This is a genomic window from uncultured Lentibacter sp., from assembly GCF_937123735.1.
In the GTDB taxonomy this organism is placed as follows: Bacteria; Pseudomonadota; Alphaproteobacteria; order Rhodobacterales; family Rhodobacteraceae; genus Lentibacter.
Genome location: NZ_CAKZKL010000036.1, coordinates 21,479 through 37,568, shown reverse-complemented (window position 1 = coordinate 37,568; position 16,090 = coordinate 21,479). Strand labels below are relative to the sequence as shown.

18 protein-coding genes are annotated in these 16,090 nt (G+C 61.6%); 15 read left to right on the top strand and 3 right to left on the bottom strand.

Annotation, left to right across the window (positions count from 1 at the left end; genetic code table 11):
* Window positions 1-21 precede the first annotated feature (21 nt).
* The 15 genes from trpS (at window position 22) to Q0478_RS11760 (ending at window position 13,090) form a co-directional block, all read left to right on the top strand.
* Window positions 22-1,062 (top strand): tryptophan--tRNA ligase, encoded by a 1,041-nt coding sequence (gene trpS / locus Q0478_RS11830; RefSeq protein ID WP_298679521.1) that lies wholly within the window; start codon window positions 22-24, stop codon window positions 1,060-1,062.
* A 173-nt stretch (window positions 1,063-1,235) separates the two neighbouring features.
* A complete protein-coding gene (locus Q0478_RS11825) occupies window positions 1,236-2,099 on the top strand; it encodes a branched-chain amino acid aminotransferase (RefSeq protein ID WP_298679520.1) in 864 nt (287 codons plus the stop codon).
* Window positions 2,092-2,691 (top strand): 2-hydroxychromene-2-carboxylate isomerase, encoded by a 600-nt coding sequence (locus tag Q0478_RS11820; RefSeq protein ID WP_298679518.1) that lies wholly within the window; start codon window positions 2,092-2,094, stop codon window positions 2,689-2,691. Before Q0478_RS11825 ends, Q0478_RS11820 begins: the two co-directional genes overlap by 8 nt.
* A gap of 72 nt (window positions 2,692-2,763) precedes the next feature.
* A complete protein-coding gene (locus Q0478_RS11815; RefSeq protein ID WP_298679516.1) occupies window positions 2,764-3,219 on the top strand; it encodes a universal stress protein in 456 nt (151 codons plus the stop codon).
* Between the two features lie 24 nt (window positions 3,220-3,243).
* Entirely contained in the window at window positions 3,244-3,819 is a 576-nt protein-coding gene (locus tag Q0478_RS11810; RefSeq protein WP_298679515.1) for an ATP-dependent Clp protease proteolytic subunit, read from the top strand.
* A 330-nt stretch (window positions 3,820-4,149) separates the two neighbouring features.
* Window positions 4,150-4,716: a NifU family protein gene (locus tag Q0478_RS11805; protein WP_298679513.1), complete on the top strand. Its 567-nt coding sequence runs from the start codon at window positions 4,150-4,152 to the stop codon at window positions 4,714-4,716.
* A complete protein-coding gene (gene tsaB, locus Q0478_RS11800; RefSeq protein ID WP_298679512.1) occupies window positions 4,706-5,278 on the top strand; it encodes a tRNA (adenosine(37)-N6)-threonylcarbamoyltransferase complex dimerization subunit type 1 TsaB in 573 nt (190 codons plus the stop codon). Before Q0478_RS11805 ends, tsaB begins: the two co-directional genes overlap by 11 nt.
* A complete protein-coding gene (gene rimI, locus Q0478_RS11795; RefSeq protein ID WP_298679562.1) occupies window positions 5,268-5,693 on the top strand; it encodes a ribosomal protein S18-alanine N-acetyltransferase in 426 nt (141 codons plus the stop codon). Before tsaB ends, rimI begins: the two co-directional genes overlap by 11 nt.
* Before the next feature lie 135 nt (window positions 5,694-5,828).
* Window positions 5,829-6,833, top strand: coding sequence for a BMP family ABC transporter substrate-binding protein (locus Q0478_RS11790; protein ID WP_298679511.1), 1,005 nt, complete (start codon window positions 5,829-5,831; stop codon window positions 6,831-6,833).
* Window positions 6,834-6,902: 69 nt separating this feature from the next.
* Window positions 6,903-8,453 carry an ABC transporter ATP-binding protein gene (locus Q0478_RS11785; RefSeq protein ID WP_298679509.1) on the top strand — a complete coding sequence of 517 codons (1,551 nt, stop codon included), beginning with the start codon at window positions 6,903-6,905 and terminating at the stop codon, window positions 8,451-8,453.
* Window positions 8,453-9,556, top strand: a complete 1,104-nt coding sequence (locus tag Q0478_RS11780) for an ABC transporter permease (protein ID WP_298679507.1) — start codon at window positions 8,453-8,455, stop codon at window positions 9,554-9,556. The genes Q0478_RS11785 and Q0478_RS11780 overlap by 1 nt, the downstream gene beginning before the upstream one ends.
* Window positions 9,556-10,533: an ABC transporter permease gene (locus Q0478_RS11775; RefSeq protein ID WP_298679505.1), complete on the top strand. Its 978-nt coding sequence runs from the start codon at window positions 9,556-9,558 to the stop codon at window positions 10,531-10,533. The genes Q0478_RS11780 and Q0478_RS11775 overlap by 1 nt, the downstream gene beginning before the upstream one ends.
* A 240-nt stretch (window positions 10,534-10,773) precedes the next feature.
* Window positions 10,774-11,694 (top strand): sulfite exporter TauE/SafE family protein, encoded by a 921-nt coding sequence (locus tag Q0478_RS11770; protein ID WP_298679504.1) that lies wholly within the window; start codon window positions 10,774-10,776, stop codon window positions 11,692-11,694.
* Window positions 11,694-12,455: a TIGR02186 family protein gene (locus Q0478_RS11765; protein ID WP_298679503.1), complete on the top strand. Its 762-nt coding sequence runs from the start codon at window positions 11,694-11,696 to the stop codon at window positions 12,453-12,455. The genes Q0478_RS11770 and Q0478_RS11765 overlap by 1 nt, the downstream gene beginning before the upstream one ends.
* A 116-nt stretch (window positions 12,456-12,571) precedes the next feature.
* Window positions 12,572-13,090 (top strand): DUF2478 domain-containing protein, encoded by a 519-nt coding sequence (locus Q0478_RS11760; protein WP_298679502.1) that lies wholly within the window; start codon window positions 12,572-12,574, stop codon window positions 13,088-13,090.
* A 23-nt stretch (window positions 13,091-13,113) separates the two neighbouring features.
* Here Q0478_RS11760 and Q0478_RS11755 read toward each other — a convergent pair whose 3' ends face one another.
* The 3 genes from Q0478_RS11755 to Q0478_RS11745 all read right to left on the bottom strand — a co-directional run bounded on the left by Q0478_RS11755 (window position 13,114) and on the right by Q0478_RS11745 (window position 16,053).
* Window positions 13,114-13,833 (bottom strand): SDR family oxidoreductase, encoded by a 720-nt coding sequence (locus Q0478_RS11755; RefSeq protein WP_298679501.1) that lies wholly within the window; start codon window positions 13,831-13,833, stop codon window positions 13,114-13,116.
* Window positions 13,830-15,356, bottom strand: a complete 1,527-nt coding sequence (locus Q0478_RS11750) for an ATP-dependent RecD-like DNA helicase (RefSeq protein WP_298679500.1) — start codon at window positions 15,354-15,356, stop codon at window positions 13,830-13,832. The genes Q0478_RS11755 and Q0478_RS11750 overlap by 4 nt, the downstream gene beginning before the upstream one ends.
* A gap of 61 nt (window positions 15,357-15,417) precedes the next feature.
* A complete protein-coding gene (locus Q0478_RS11745) occupies window positions 15,418-16,053 on the bottom strand; it encodes an acyl-homoserine-lactone synthase (protein WP_298679499.1) in 636 nt (211 codons plus the stop codon).
* Between the last annotated feature and the right edge of the window lie 37 nt (window positions 16,054-16,090).

The following is a 16,090-nucleotide window of genomic DNA, read 5'->3' as shown; positions in this document are numbered from 1 at the left end:
ACTGCCACACGGAGACCCATCATGACAGATGCGCCCCAAGCCCCGACCAACGCCACGGTGTTCAAAAAGCGTGTCTTTTCAGGCATCCAGCCCTCTGGTGGCTTGACGCTGGGGAATTATCTCGGTGCGATCAAACGGTTTGTGCAGATGCAAGACGAAGACTACGAGACAATCTATTGTATGGTTGATCTGCACGCCATCACCGTCTGGCAAGATCCGGCCGCGCTGCGCCGTCAAACCCGCGAGTTGGCCGCAGGGTTCATCGCCTCGGGGATTGATCCGGCGAAGTCGATTCTCTTCAACCAGTCGCAGGTGGCCGAACATGCCCAGCTCGGCTGGATCTTCAATTGTGTTGCCCGCATGGGCTGGATGCAGCGCATGACCCAGTGGAAGGACAAAGCGGGCAAGAACAGCCAGAACGCCTCGCTTGGGTTGTTTGCCTATCCCTCGCTGATGGCCGCTGACATTTTGACCTACCACGCCACGCATGTGCCTGTGGGCGAAGACCAGAAGCAGCACCTTGAGCTGACCCGCGACATCGCCATCAAGTTCAACAATGATTACGGGGTGGATTTTTTCCCTGTCACCGAACCGGTGATCGAGGGAGCGGGCACACGGGTCATGAGCCTGCGTGATGGCAGCAAGAAAATGTCCAAATCCGACCCTTCCGACGCCAGCCGCATCAACATGACCGATGACGCTGACACGCTTGCCAAGAAGATCCGCAAGGCCAAGACCGATCCTGATGCGCTGCCCTCAGAGGAAGAGGGATTGGAGGGGCGCCCCGAAGCGCGCAACCTTTTGAACATCTATGCCGGTCTGTCTGACATGACCCTCCAGCAGGCGTTACAAGATGTGGGCGGCAAGCCGTTTTCAGAGTTCAAACCGCTGCTGGCAGAGCTGGCCGTGGCCAAGCTTTCCCCCATTTCAAGCGAGATGTCACGGCTGATGGAAAATCAGGACGAGATTGACGCATTGCTGCGCCAAGGTGCCAGCTCGGCACGGGCCATTGCGGCGCCCATTCTTGACAAGACCTATGAAATCATCGGCATGGTGCGTTAAGCGCGGTCTGGCCCGCGCACTGGTGTCGCGCTAAAAATCCTGCGGTGAGGCCCTGCAAGGGGCTGGGCAAGCGTCGGTGTCACCCTCTGTTTTCAGCAGCAGCCGCGGCGCAGGGATTTCGCGCTTTACCCTCTGTTCTGACGGGCCTACCCTTGGGCAACGGAGGACTATTCATGGCAGTTGGCAGCACTATCAAAACCTATTTTGACGGCACTTGGCATGACGGCGACGCGCCTGTGATCCGGGCCGCCGACCATGGCGCCTGGCTTGGCAGCACCGTCTTTGACGGCGCACGCGCAGTCGACGGTTTGGTGCCAGATCTTGATTTACACTGCGCGCGGGTCAACCGCTCGGCGCAAGCTTTGATGCTCAATCCCACCGTGGGCAGCGCGGAGATGGTCGAGATCGTCCATGAGGGCCTGAAACGCTTCCCCAAGGAGGCGCCGGTCTATATCCGCCCCATGTATTGGGGCATCGGGGGCGATGTCACGGCGATTGTGCCCAGCCGGGAGGAAACCGGCTTTGCAATCTGCCTTGAGGAGATCCCTTTTGCGCCAGAAACGGCCAGCACAACCCTGTGTCGCACAAGCTTTCGCCGCCCGGTGCTTGAGAGCGCGGTGGTCAATGCCAAGGCCGGTTGCCTGTATCCGAACAACGCGCGGATGCTGTCACAAGCGCGCGCCAAGGGCTTTGGCAACGCGCTTGTGGCCGATGCCATGGGCAATGTCGCCGAAACCGCCACGGCCAATGTTTTTATGGTCAAGGACGGTGAGGTTTTCACGCCAATCGCCAATGGCACCTTTCTGGCCGGCATCACCCGCGCGCGGCATATCTCAAACCTTGCCGCAGATGGTTACAAGGTCCATGAGACCGTGCTGAGCTTTGATGATTTTCATGAGGCCGACGAGGTGTTCCTGTCTGGAAACATGTCAAAAGTGACCCCGGTGACGGCCTTTGAAGACACCAGTTATCAGGTCGGCCCTGTCACCCAACGGGTGCGCGCGCTCTATTGGGATTGGGCCGCATCTCATGGCTGAGCCCTTGGCGTTTTGGTTCGAGTTTGCCAGCCCCTACTCATATTTGAGCGCCATGCGGATCCAAACCATGGCCCGCGAGGCCGGCGTGGCGCTCGTGCTGCGTCCTATCCTGCTCGGACCGATCTTTGCCGCACAGGGGTGGAATGACAGCCCGTTCAAGCTTTACCCTGCCAAGGGCGTTTACCTTTGGCAGGACATGGCGCGCGAAGCGGCGGCGGCGGGGCTGGCTTTTCAAAAACCGAGCAGTTTCCCGCGCGGCTCTCTTCTGGCCGCGCGTATTGTCACCGCCAATGCGCATGAGCCTTGGGCCATGGACTTTACCCGTGCCGTCTTTCGCGCCAATTTTGCCGAAGACCGGGCGGTGGAGCGCCCCGAAGTGATTGCCGAGCTGCTGAACACATTGGGCCTTGAGGCTCAGGCCCTTGTTCAGCAAGCTGCTGAACCCGCCGTGAAAGACGCGCTGCGTGCGCAGACCGAGGCGGCTCAAGCTCGGGGCCTGTTCGGCGCGCCAAGCTTTACGGTGGGCGATACGCTCTTTTGGGGCAACGACAGGCTGGAGCGTGCCTTGGAGTGCGCGAAAACCTTTGGCTGATCCTGCACGGCTTCTATTGAACGCGCTTGCGCTTTCGGTCATGATCAGCCGACAGCTTAGGTGAGGCCCCGAATGCGTAAGTTTCTTGTTGTCCTGGATGACAGCCGTGAATGCCTTAATGCGATGCGTTTTGCGGCCATGAGAGCGGCCAAAACAGGCGGCGGCGTGGAAATCCTGGCGGTGATTCCCCCGGAGGAGTTCAACCACTGGATCGGCGTGGGAGACATCATGCGTGAGGAGGCGCGCGAGCGGATACATGCGCATTTCGAGGTCTTTGCCAAATGGATGCGCGACCGGCAGGGTGTGGACCCTGAGCTGGTCATTCGCGAGGGCGAACCGATCAGCGAGATTTTGGCGCAGGTGCGCGAGGATGGCGAGATCGGCGTGCTCGTGCTGGGTGCGAGCCCCGACAAGAAAGGCCCCGGCCCGCTTGTGACCCAATTGGCCCGTGCCGCTGGCAGCCTTGAAATACCCATCACGATTGTCCCCGGGGAGCTCAGCAAAGAGCGCCTTGAGGCAATCACATAAATAACTGAAAATACAGGAAAACCCATGAGCGAGACCGACAAGAAAGACGACGACAAAAAAAATGGCTCCCTTGCCCAGAAGCTGTTTGAGGCCCGCGAAATTCTGATTTGCGAGGCCATTGACCAGAAGATGGCCAGCCGCGTTGTCAGCCAGCTTCTCGCCCTTGCAGCCGAGAGTGACGAGGACATTACACTGTTTCTCAACTCGCAGGGCGGGCATGTGGAGGCGGGGGATTCTATCCATGATATCATACGCTTCATCAAACCGCGGGTGCGGATTGTCGGCACAGGTTGGGTGGCTTCGGCGGGGACACATATCTTCCTTGCGGCTGACAAGGAGGACCGCGTGTGCCTGCCCAACACGCGCTTTCTCATCCACCAGCCCTCTGGCGGGGTGGGCGGCAAGGTCACCGACATTGCCATCCAGGCCGAGCAGATCGAGATCATGCGCGCCCGTCTGGCCCGGATCATCTCCGAGCAAACCGGCCAAAAGCTTGAAAAGGTTATGAAAGATATCGAGCGGGACCATTGGATGGACACCAAGGAAGCCACCGAATACGGCATTCTGTCTCGCGTCATCACCCACGCGTCCGAGCTCTGAGCGCGCAAGAGCCGCCACTGCGCGTGCTGCGTCCAAACGTTCAAACGGCCCCCAAATGGCGGGCCGTTTTTTTGCCCCCCACACACTTATGAACAGAGGGTTAAGGCCGCGTTTTGGGCCTTTAATGCCCGCAACACACCCTCAAAAAGGGGGGGGTGACATGCGTGCACAGGCCGTGCACCGAGCGTGCACCGCCCAAAAGCCATATCTGTAAACAGAAATTAACTTACCCCAGCGCGCGCTGCACCGGCGCAGTTTAGAACCATTCCAAAACTTGACTTTGCCAACCGCCACGCGCATATCTGGACAAAGAGATAAGGAAGCCGCGCCATGTTTATCCAGACTGAATCCACGCCAAACCCCGCCACGCTCAAATTCCTGCCCGGGCAGACCGTGCTGGCCACGGGCACGGCAGATTTCCCCACAGCCGAGAGTGCGGCGACATCGCCGCTGGCGCGGCGGATCTATGCTGTCGACGGGGTCACAGGTGTGTTTCTGGGCACCGATTTTGTCACCGTCACAAAGGGTGAGAGCATCGAATGGGACCACATCAAACCGTCGGTCTTGGGCGCGATCATGGAACACTTCCAATCTGGTGAGGCCGCGCTGGCCGAAACCGGCGGTGGACAAGGCGGCGGCCATGCCGAGCACACAGGCGAAGATGGTGAGATTGTCACCCAGATCAAGGAGCTACTGGACACCCGCGTGCGCCCCGCCGTGGCGCAAGACGGTGGCGACATCACCTTTTACGGCTTTGAAAAGGGTGTGGTCTATCTCCATATGCAAGGCGCTTGCGCGGGCTGCCCCTCCTCAACCATTACGCTCAAGATGGGCATCGAGAACCTGTTGCGCCACTATATCCCCGAGGTGACAGAGGTGCGCCCTGTTGCCGTCTGAGAGGCTGACACTGGCATTTGACACATCGGCCGCGCATTGCGCGGCCGCTTTGTTGCGTGGGCAGGCGCTGCTTGGAACGGCCTATGAGCCGATGAAGCGCGGTCAGTCCGAGCGGCTCTTTGGGCTGCTGGAGGAGTTGTTGCGCGCCCATGACAGCGACTGGCAAGACATAACCAAGATAGGCGTGGGGGTTGGCCCCGGCAATTTTACCGGCATTCGCATTGCCGTTTCGGCGGCGCGGGGGCTGGCGCTTTCGCTCAATATTCCGGCGCATGGGGTGAGCGGCTTTGAGGCCGCGCGCTTTGGGCACGCAGCGGCGCGCCCTGTGGCCCTGCCCGCGCCGCAGGGGCAGGTTTATCTGTCAGCGGCGGGCAATGAGGCCGAGCTTGTGGCTGAGGCGGCGGGGGCGCTTGACTTGCCTGAGCCTGAAGAGATGGTAGAACGGATCGCTCGGATTGCAGCGGCGCGCGGCGACGGCCCGCCCCCTGCCCCGCTTTACATCCGCGCCGCCGATGCGGCCCCGGCCTCGGATGCGCCGCCGCGCATTCTTGATGATGCCTGAGGGCGACGCGGCAAGCCTGGCAGAGATCCATGCGCTCTGCTTTCCTGCGCGGCCCTGGAGCGCGGCGGAAATGGCAGATCTGCTGGCGCAGGAAGCGGTGCTTTGTGTTGCGCAGCCCGAGGGCTTTGCGCTGGTGCGGATCACGCTGGATGAAGCCGAGCTTCTGAGCATTGCCGTGCGCCCCAAGGCGCAGGGCAAGGGCGCGGGGGCGGCCCTTCTGGCAGAGCTTCTGGCGCGGCTTCAGGGCGCGGGTGTCAGGCAGCTGTTTCTCGAAGTGGCCGAAGACAACGCCGCGGCGCGCGCGCTTTATGCAAGCGCAGGTTTTGGCGAGGTGGGCCGGCGGCGCGGCTATTATGCACGCGCCGAAGGCCCGGCCATTGATGCGCTTGTCTTGCGGCGCAAAGCCGCTGTTTGAGCGCTCTTGCCTTAGGGTCAGGGCGCAAGAATCGGTTGACCCTCTCGCCTGAAACACGCCTAATTGGCGTTGATCACCTGATCTGCTCTTTTTCGCAGCGGCCTTTGCCCTGCGCAATAATTCTGGGAGACCCATATGAGCCTTATGCAAAAATTCCTCGGCGGTGCCGCAGCGCTTGCCTTGAGTGCGAGCGCCGCACTGGCCGAACCTGCCCTCATCTACGATCTGGGCGGCAAATTTGACAAATCTTTCAACGAAGCCGCTTTTAACGGCGCTGAGAAATGGGCCAAAGAAACCGGCGGCAGCTATCGCGAGATCGAGCTGCAATCAGAAGCCCAGCGCGAGCAGGCCCTGCGCCGCTTTGCAGAGGCCGGCGCGAACCCGATCGTGACGACGGGCTTTGCCATTGCCTCAACGCTGGACGAGGTCGCGCGCGACTATCCTGAGACGAAATTTGTGAATATTGACGGCTGGCTGCCCGAAATTCCGGCAAATGTGGCCCTGATCAGCTTTCAGGAGCATCAAGGCTCCTATCTGGTCGGGATGATGGCGGCCATGGCCTCCAAAACAAACACCGTGGGCTTTATTGGCGGCATGGACATTCCGCTCATCCGCCATTTTGGCTGTGGCTATGCGCAGGGCGCGAAAGCGGTGAACCCGGATATCAACATTGTGGCCAATATGACCGGCACGACCCCGACAGCCTGGAACGACCCCGTGAAGGGCTCTGAGCTGGCCAAGGCGCAGATCAGCCAGGGTGCGGATGTGATCTATGCGGCGGCAGGCGGCACAGGTGTGGGCGTTCTGCAAACGGCGGCGGATGAGGGCATTCTCTCCATCGGTGTGGACAGCAACCAGAACCACCTGCACTCCGGCAAGGTTCTCACTTCTATGCTCAAGCGGGTGGATGTGGCCGTCTACAACTCCATGAAGGCCGGCACCGCGCTTGAGACCGGGGGCAGCACCGTGTTGGGCCTCGCCGAGGAAGGCGTGGGCGTTGCCATGGACAGCCACAATGCGGCCCTGGTGAGTGACGAGATGAAAGCAGCCGTGGAGGCGGCGCGCGCCAAGATCATCGCGGGCGAGCTTGATGTGGTGAGCTACTATGCCAACGACAGCTGCCCGGCGCTCTCTTTCTGAGCCAAGGCACCACAACAGCAGAAGGCCGCGCCCAAACCTGCGCGGCCTTTACCGCTTGGGGGACAGACCATGACTGAGCCGGCGATTGAACTGAGCGGCATTTCCAAGGCCTTTGGCCCTGTGCAGGCCAACAAGGACATTTCCATCAAGGTGATGCCCGGCACAATCCACGGGATCATCGGCGAGAACGGCGCCGGCAAATCGACGCTGATGTCGATCCTCTTCGGCTTTTACAAGGCCGATCGGGGCGATATTTTCATTCATGGCAAGAAGACCCAGATCCCCGACAGCCAGGCCGCGATTGCAGCGGGAATTGGCATGGTGTTTCAGCATTTCAAGCTGGTGGAAAATTTCACCGTGCTGGAAAATGTCATTTTGGGTGCAGAAGAAGGCGCGCTGTTGCGCCCCTCGCTCGCCAAGGCGCGCAAGACCCTCAAGGCACTGGAAGAAGAATACGAGCTGCATGTGGACCCGGATGCGCGCATTGAAGACATCGGCGTGGGGCTTCAGCAACGTGTCGAAATTCTCAAAGCGCTCTATCGCCGGGCCGATATTCTCATTTTGGACGAGCCCACAGGGGTGCTCACCCCGGCCGAGGCCGACCAGCTGTTTCGCATCCTCAGGCGGCTGCGGGCCGAGGGCAAGACCATCATCCTGATCACCCACAAGCTGCGCGAGATCATGGACATCACCGACACGGTGAGCGTGATGCGGCGCGGCGAGATGACCGCCACGGTGAAGACCAGCGACACCAGCCCCGAGGCGCTCGCCGAGCTGATGGTGGGGCGCAAGGTCTTGCTTCGGGTCGATAAAAAACCCGCCGCGCCAAAGGACACCGTGCTCGAGGTGCAAGACCTCAAGGTGCGCGACAGCAAGGGTGTTGCGCGGCTCAAGGGCGTGTCGCTAAAGGTGCGCGCCGGCGAGATCCTGGGGATTGCCGGCGTTTCGGGCAACGGGCAGAGCGAGTTGCTCAAAGTGCTCGGCGGGATGCAGGCCGGCGACGGGCATGTGCGCGTGAACGGGGCCGAGATAGACCTGACAGGGCAGCGCTCGGACGGGCAATCGCGGCGCGCGCGCGGCATTGCCCATGTGCCCGAAGACCGCCAGCGCGAGGGGCTGATCATGGAGTTTGCCGCGTGGGAAAACACCATTTTCGGCTATCACCGCGACCCGGCCTTTCAGCGCGGGATGTTTATGGATCAGGCCAAAATCCTGCAAGACGCCGAAGACAAGATCACCCGCTTTGACGTGCGCCCGCCGGATGCGACGCTGGCGGCCAAGAACTTTTCGGGCGGCAACCAACAAAAGCTGGTGCTGGCCCGCGAAATCGAGCGCAACCCCGACTTGCTGCTCATTGGCCAGCCCACGCGGGGCGTGGACATCGGCGCGATAGAATTCATCCATCAACAGATCATCGCGCTGCGCGACGCGGGCAAGGCGATTTTGCTGGTGAGCGTGGAGCTGGACGAAATCATGAGCCTGTCCGACCGCATCGCTGTGATGTTTGACGGGCAGATCATGGGCGAGCGCCTGCCCGAAGACACGACTGAAACCGAGCTGGGCCTGCTCATGGCCGGCATTCGCGGCACAGACAGCACAACCGGCGGGGAGGCAGCCTGATGGAAAAAATGCCAAAATGGGCAGATGCCACATTGGTGCCCCTGATCAGCCTGCTGCTGGCGGCGGGGCTGTCTGCCCTGGTCATTCTGGCCATCGGAGAAGACCCTGTGGCCGCTTTCAAACTCATGGTTGACGGTGCGCTCATGCGCTCGTCGGGCTGGGGCTATACGCTGTATTATGCGACCAATTTCATCTTTACGGGGCTGGCTGTTTCGGTGGCCTTTCATGCGCGGCTGTTTAACATCGGTGGCGAGGGCCAGGCCATGTTTGCCGGGCTGGGCGTGGCGCTGTGCTGCCTGTTCATCCCCTGGCCACATTGGACCCTGGCGCTGGCGGGCTCAGCCCTGTTTGCCGGGCTGTTTGGCGCGGCCTGGGCGCTGATTCCGGCCTATTTGCAAGCCAAACGCGGCAGCCATATCGTGATCACCACGATCATGTTCAATTATATCGCCTTTTCCGTGCTGGGCTATATGCTGGTGAATGTGCTGCGCCCCAAAGGCGCGGGCGAGCCGGCTTCGGTGCGCTTTCCCGAGGCCACCCATTTGCCCACTTTTCAGGATATGTTTTCCACCGCGGCCACGCCTCTGTTTCGCAGTGCACCGGCCAATGTGAGCTTCTTTTTGGCGCTGGCGGCCTGTGTCTTTGTTTACCTGCTGATTTGGCGCACGCGGCTGGGCTATGAGATCCGTCATTTCGGCTTTTCGGAGACGGCGGCCAATTATGCCGGCACCAGCGCTGTGCGCATCACCATCATTGCCATGCTTATCTCGGGTGCTTTGGCGGGTCTGATGGCGGTGAACACCACACAGGGCGAGGCGGAGCGGCTTATTCTCAACTCCACCGAAGGCGCGGGCTTTATCGGCATTGCCGTGGCGCTGATGGGGCGCAATCACCCCTTCGGCGTGCTGCTGGCGGCGCTGCTGTTTGGCTTTCTCTATCAGGGTGGCGCCGAGCTGGCGCTTTGGACGAATATCCCGCGTGAGCTGATCACGGTGATTCAGGCGTTGGTGATTTTGTTCACCGGCGCGCTTGACCATATGGTGCGCGCGCCGCTGGAGCGGCTGTTTCTGGCCATGGCCAAGCGCAAGACGGAGGGTCTGTGATGGAATTTCTCACCATTCTTCAGGTGCTTGACAGCACCATGCGCCTTGCCACACCGCTCTTGCTTGCCTGTCTTGCCGGGCTTTACTCAGAGCGCGCGGGGATTTTTGACATCGGCCTTGAAGGCAAGATGCTGGCGGCGGCGCTGCTGTCGGCGGCGGTGGCTTTCAGCGTGGGCAATGTCTGGATCGGGATGCTGGCGGGCATCGGAGCGTCGCTTGTGTTGTCGCTCATTCACGGCGTGGCCTCGATCAGTTTTCGCGGCAACCAGCTCATTTCTGGCGTGGCGATCAATTTTCTGGCCTCCGGGCTGACGGTGCTGATTGCGCAGGACTGGTTTGCACAGGGCGGGCGCACCCCCTCGCTGGTGGGGGCGGCGCGCTTTGAGCCGATCACCCTGCCCGGAGCCTTGACCAGTGTGCGCGAGATTTCGCAAGCGGGGCCGGTGATGCAAATCTATTCTGAGCTGCTGTCTGGGCATACGGTGATTGTCTATCTGGCGTTGCTGCTGGTGCCGCTGACCTGGTGGGGTCTGTTTCGCACCCGCTTTGGGCTGCGCTTGCGCGCGGTGGGCGAAAACCCTGCGGCGGTGGACACGGCGGGTGTCTCGGTAAAGGGAATGCGCTTTGCGGCGGTGATGATTTGCGGCGTTCTTTGCGGCATTGCCGGGGCCTATCTGGCGACCGCCTTGCAAGCACAATTTGTGAAAGAAATGACCGCTGGGCGCGGCTTCATTGCCTTGGCGGCTCTGATTTTTGCCAAATGGCGGCCCGTGCAAGCGCTTTACGCCTGCCTGCTGTTTGGCCTGTTGCAAGCAATTGCGGTGCGTTTTCAAAGCTTTGAGCTGGGCGGGATCACCATTCCGGTGCAATTCATGGAGGCGCTGCCCTATATCTTGACCGTGGTTATTCTGGCCGGATTTGTGGGCAAGGCCATCCCGCCGCGCGCAGGTGGGGAGCCCTATGTCAAGGAGCGCTGAGAGACCCCCAGCCGCCGCCTTTAGCGCCAGTAGCTGCCGTCTTTAACGCCAGCAGCTGCCGTCTTTAACGCCAGCTTTAGTAAATTGATGTTTCCAGCTGCAATAAGGCGGTGAGTTGCGCTTGCATTGGCAGAGGGGGTGGCGCTAAAGCCTTGGCCAAGGTTACACTCACAAAACCCCCTTGCGCCCGGGGCGGCCCAACGCCCCTTTGTGCGCAGAACCCGCGGTTTAGGACACGCCATGATGATCTACCTGCCCATCGCCGAGGTTTCGGTCAATGCTTTTGTCCTTTTGGGGCTGGGGGGCATTGTGGGGGTCTTGTCGGGGATGTTCGGCGTGGGCGGCGGGTTTCTGATGACACCGCTTTTGTTCTTTATCGGCATTCCGCCGGCTGTGGCTGTGGCCACCGAGGCCAACCAGATTGTCGCCTCCTCCTTTTCAGGGGTTCTGGCGCATCTCAAGCGCAAAACCGTTGATCTCAAGATGGGCAGTGTGCTGCTTGTGGGCGGGCTGACGGGTGCGGCCTTGGGGGTTGTTTTGTTCAACTATCTCAAGGCGCTCGGGCAAGTCGACCTGCTTGTGCGGCTGTGTTATGTTGTCTTTCTGGGGGTTGTTGGCGGGTTGATGTTCATCGAGAGCCTCAACGCCATTCGCCGCGCCAAGGGCAATGCGGCCCCACCCAAACGCCGCCGCCAGCGGGGCTGGATTTCCAAGCTGCCCCTGAAAATGCGCTTTCACACCTCAGGGCTCTATATCTCGGCCATTCCGCCTGTGATTGTCGGGGTGTTTGTGGGCATTCTTGCCGCCATCATGGGCGTGGGCGGCGGGTTCATCATGGTGCCGGCCATGATCTATATTCTGGGAATGCCCACCAAGGTTGTGGTGGGCACCTCGCTTTTTCAGATCATCTTTGTCACCGCCTTCACCACGCTGCTGCACGCCACGACCAACTACACGGTGGATATGGTGCTCGCGGTTCTCTTGCTGGTGGGCGGGGTTATCGGGGCGCAGATCGGCGCGCGGATCGGGGTGAAGATGAAGGCCGAACAGCTGCGCATCCTTCTGGCGCTGATGGTGCTTGTGGTCTGTGGCAAGCTGGCGCTGGACCTGCTGTTGCAGCCGGGCGAGCTTTATTCCATCGGCCTGGCGGGGGGACACTGATGCGCGCGCTGCTTGCCTGTGTTCTGATCTTTCTGGCCCCTCTGGCCCGTGCCGAAGATGTGGTCCTGGGGCTGAGCCAGAAAAGTGTCTCGATCACCACCAATTTTGACGGCTCCGAAATTCTCATCTTTGGCGCGGTGAAACGGGATGCCGCGATCCCGGTGGGGCCGCCTTTGGAGGTGATCATCACCGTGGCCGGACCGGCACAGCCGCTCACCGTGCGCCGCAAGGAACGCCGCTTTGGCATCTGGGTCAACACCGACGAGATCGAGGTGGACAGCGCGCCGGCCTTTTACGCCATTGCCAGCTCTGCGCCCTTCTCTGAGGCCTTGTCAGATACAGAAGATCTGCGCCATCAAGTGTCCATTTCGCGCGCCATCCGCTCGGTGGGGGCCCCCATGCAGGTGGAGAACGCCGCCGCTTTTGTGAGCGCTGTCATCCGCATCCGCAAGGAAAACGGCCTCTACCAGCTGCGCGAAAACAGCATCGAAGTGACCGAGCAGACCCTGTTCAAAACCTCTATCGCCATGCCGGCAAACCTCACCGAAGGGGCCTATGACACCCGGATTTTCCTCACCCGCGGGGGAGAAGTGGTGTCCAAGTTTGACACGGTGATCGAGGTGAGAAAAGTGGGGCTGGAGCGGTTTCTTTACAACCTTAGCCGCCAACAGCCTCTGGTTTACGGGCTTCTTTCGCTGGCCATCGCAATTTTTGCGGGCTGGGGCGCGTCCGCTGCCTTCCGGATTTTCCAGCGCAGCTGAGGCGGTTTGAGCGCAAAGACAGGCCGCATCGCGCTAGGAAACCCCTGCAAGAGCGGATAGGATGCGCACAGCCCCGCGCAGGCGCGCTCCAGGGCCATTTGCTGAAAGGGATCACGGTGAAAATTGCACATACAATGGCCCCCGGGCGCGGCGACACGGACCTGCTGTTGCACCAGCTTTCGCAGGCGCTTGCCGCACGGGGTCTGCGCTGCTGTGGCGCGGTTCAGATCAACACCGCCTGTCAGCAGGGGTTTTGCGATATGGATGTCAAAGTCTTGCCTGACGGCCCGGTTTTGCGGATTTCCCAGAGCCTTGGGCGCAACTCAAAGGGCTGCCGGCTCGATCCTTCTGTTCTGGAGGCCGCGGTGGGATTGGCGCAGGCGGAGCTCGCCAAGGCTGCGGATCTGTTGATCATCAACAAGTTTGGCAAACACGAGGCAGATGGACGTGGCTTTCGCAATGTGATCGCCGAAGCGATTGGCCGGGATATTCCGGTGCTGGTGGGGGTGAACAGGCTGAATTTGGCCGCCTTTGACGCCTTTACAGGCGGCAGCAGCGTGCTGATCGCGCCAGACCTCGCAAAGCTGGAAGACTGGTTTGAGCAGGCCCTCAAAGAGGGCCAAAGCGCCGCCTGAGCCACACCAAAGCCCCGCTGAGCCTAGCCGCGCCCGATATAGGGCATTTTCGTCGCCATCAGCGTCATGAATTGCACATTGGCCTCGGCGGGCAGGCTGGCCATGTTGAACACCGCTTCAGCGACATGGGCGACATCCATCATCGGCGGCGGGGTGTCAGGCGTCTTGGCCGCCACCTCCTCCAGAAGCGCTGTGCGCGCGTTGCCGATGTCGATCTGCCCACAGGCGATGTCATAGGCGCGGCCATCGAGCGAGAGGCTTTTCGTAAGGCCGGTGATGGCGTGTTTTGTCACCGTATAGCTCACCGCGTTTTCGCGCGGGGCATGGGCGGAGACGGAGCCATTGTTGATGATCCGCCCGCCCTGGGGGCTTTGGCGGCGCATCTGCCCGAAGGCGGCGCGCGCGGCGTAGAACATGCCATGAAGGTTCACATCCACCGCCTCTTGCCAGGCGTTGAGGGGCAGCTCATCTATGGGGGCCGCCCTGCCAAAGCTGCCGGCGTTGTTAAAGAGCACATCAAGCCGCCCCGCTTGGGCCACGAAGCTTTCAACGACCTCAGCCACTGCGGCGGGCTCTGTCACATCGCAGGGCAGCACCACGGCGTTGGGCTGGCCTTTAGCGAGCGCGTGAAGCGCGGCGGCCCTGCGCGCCAGAAGGCCGACCCGCCAGCCGCGGGCGAGAAACAGCTCGGCCGTCGCGCGGCCAATGCCGGCACTTGCGCCGGTGATGAGGATGGATGTCATAGGTCTTCTGCCTCCAGCTCCAGCTTGGGTTTGGGCACGATCAGATCGTCGGTTGTGAGCGGCGCTGTGGGCTTGGAGAGCCGGTTGCGCACAACCCAGAGCAGGCGCTCTTCTGCGCGGGTGATGGCCACATAGGCGAGCCGCTTCCAGAGCGGTTGGCCCGCCTCGCTGCGCCCCATACGGGCGGCGGCGTAAAGATCGGGGGCGAAGACCTGCACATCGCGCCACTGGGAGCCTTGGGCCTTGTGAATGGTCACCGCAGCGCCATGCAAAAAGGCCGCGCCCATGCGGGCGGCGAAGGGAATAAACGGCTCTTCCTCATCGGGCTTTTCGATCTTCACAATCGAGGCGGCAGAGACCTGCGGGTCTTCCGCCCCCACCACATGCAGGCGCGAGAAGCCGGGCTTGCGCCCCGGGCCGAGGTAGATCACCTGCGCGCCCTTGATGAGGCCGCGCGCCTCCAGATCGAGGCGCTTTTTGCGGTGCTTCAGCGGCAGCTCCAGCCCGTCGCAGATGAGCGGTTCGCCCTCAAGCAGCGCATCTTCGGGCGCGTCATAGACGCGGCGGAAGGCATTGATGAGGCGGATGCGGGTGGCATTGCGCCAGACCAGCACGGGGCTGCGCGCCATGAGGTCCACCTCGACCCGCTGGGACCAGACCACGCGCGCGTCCTGCGCGGCGGCCTCTTGCACCATCTGCTCAAAGCTCTCAAAGCTCAGTTGCGGATCGGCCAGCGCATGGGCCAGATCGAGGATCGGGTTGCTGGCATCCTGACGGTGAATGCGGCTGAGGTTGAGCACAGCCGGCGCGGGCAACTTTTCAAACACCATTGTGCCTGACTGGTTCACCGGCGCAAGCTGCGCGGGGTCACCAAAGAGGATGAGGGTGGGGAAAATCTCCTTGAGGTCTTCGAACTGCTTGTCATCAAGCATGGAGGCTTCGTCGATCATGCCCACATCGAGCGGCTCGTCGCGCCGCTTCCAGCCGGTGATAAAGTCCGATCCGCGCAAGCCCGCCGCCGCCAGCGCGCCGGGGATCGACTTGTTGGACTGGTAAAACGCATAAGCACGCTCCAGCGCCACTTCGGGCAGGTCTTCGATCTGAGGCTTTTCGCCCTGCCCTGTCAGCCATTCGGCGATGCGCTCGTATTCGGGGTCATAGACGGGCGAGTAGAGGATACGGTGGATCGTGGTGGCGGGCACGCCGCGCATCCGCAGCACCGAGGCCGCCTTGTTGGTGGGCGCCAGAATGGCCAGCGTGCGGCGGTCTTTGCGCCGCTTGCCCTCGTAATCGGCAGAGACCACATCCAGCCCCGCTTCCTCCATGGCGCGGTAGAGCGCGGCCAGCAGCAGGGTCTTGCCCGAACCGGCCTTGCCCGTGATGGCCAGCGTCTTGTTGGCGCTGCCTTGGGGGGGCAGCAGCAGCCCTTCCTCGATGTCGATACCGGCGGGGCGCAGCACTTCGGCAACGCGGTCAAAGGCCTCGGCCTGATCTTCGGACAGCTGTGTGATCTCGGTGTTCATGGGCGCGACAGTAGAGGCTTTCTGCCGCGCTTTGAATGGCTAAAGCGCCCTCAGAGGTGCATTAGGCCACCGCCGATTTCGCCTTGGGCCGCGCCCCAAAGGCGCGCTCATACCAGAGCCGCATGGCCGCCTCGGACACACCGGCCTTGGCCACCAGCCGGGCCTTGGCGGCGGGCGTATAGGCCCAAAGGCCCACGCTTGTCTTGGCCCGCCCCGCACCTGCGCTGCCGAGCACCTCGGGGCTGGCCCCGATGTGGCGATAGACGCGCGCCATCGGTGCATCAAACACGCCGAGAAAATGCTTTATCCCGTGGCCGCGCATCAGCTCGGCCCCCGCCAGCATGAGCGCGGCGGCGGTCTGCGAACCTGCGCCTTCGGCGAGGCAAAAGCGGGTGCACTCCCAGATAAACGGGCTTTCAATACGCACCCCGCCTGTGAGGTGCAAGAAATGCTCGTTTGTCATCGTGCGCCCGGTGCTGGGCAAAAAGCGCATCGAGCCGCCGTGGCCGCCACCGGGCTCTTGCCAGATGACATAGAGCGGGTTGAGCGCATCATATTGGTCGCGCTCCTCGCCCTTGCTGTTGACACTCACATCCCAGCCGAGGCGCTCCTTGAACTGTTTTGCGCGGTCGGTGAACATGCTGTGGGCCAGCGCAGGCTGCTTTTGCAGGCTGTCGGCATGGAGATAGACGATCATGAGAACCCCCTTCAGAACCTGCCTGAAAGGATTAGGA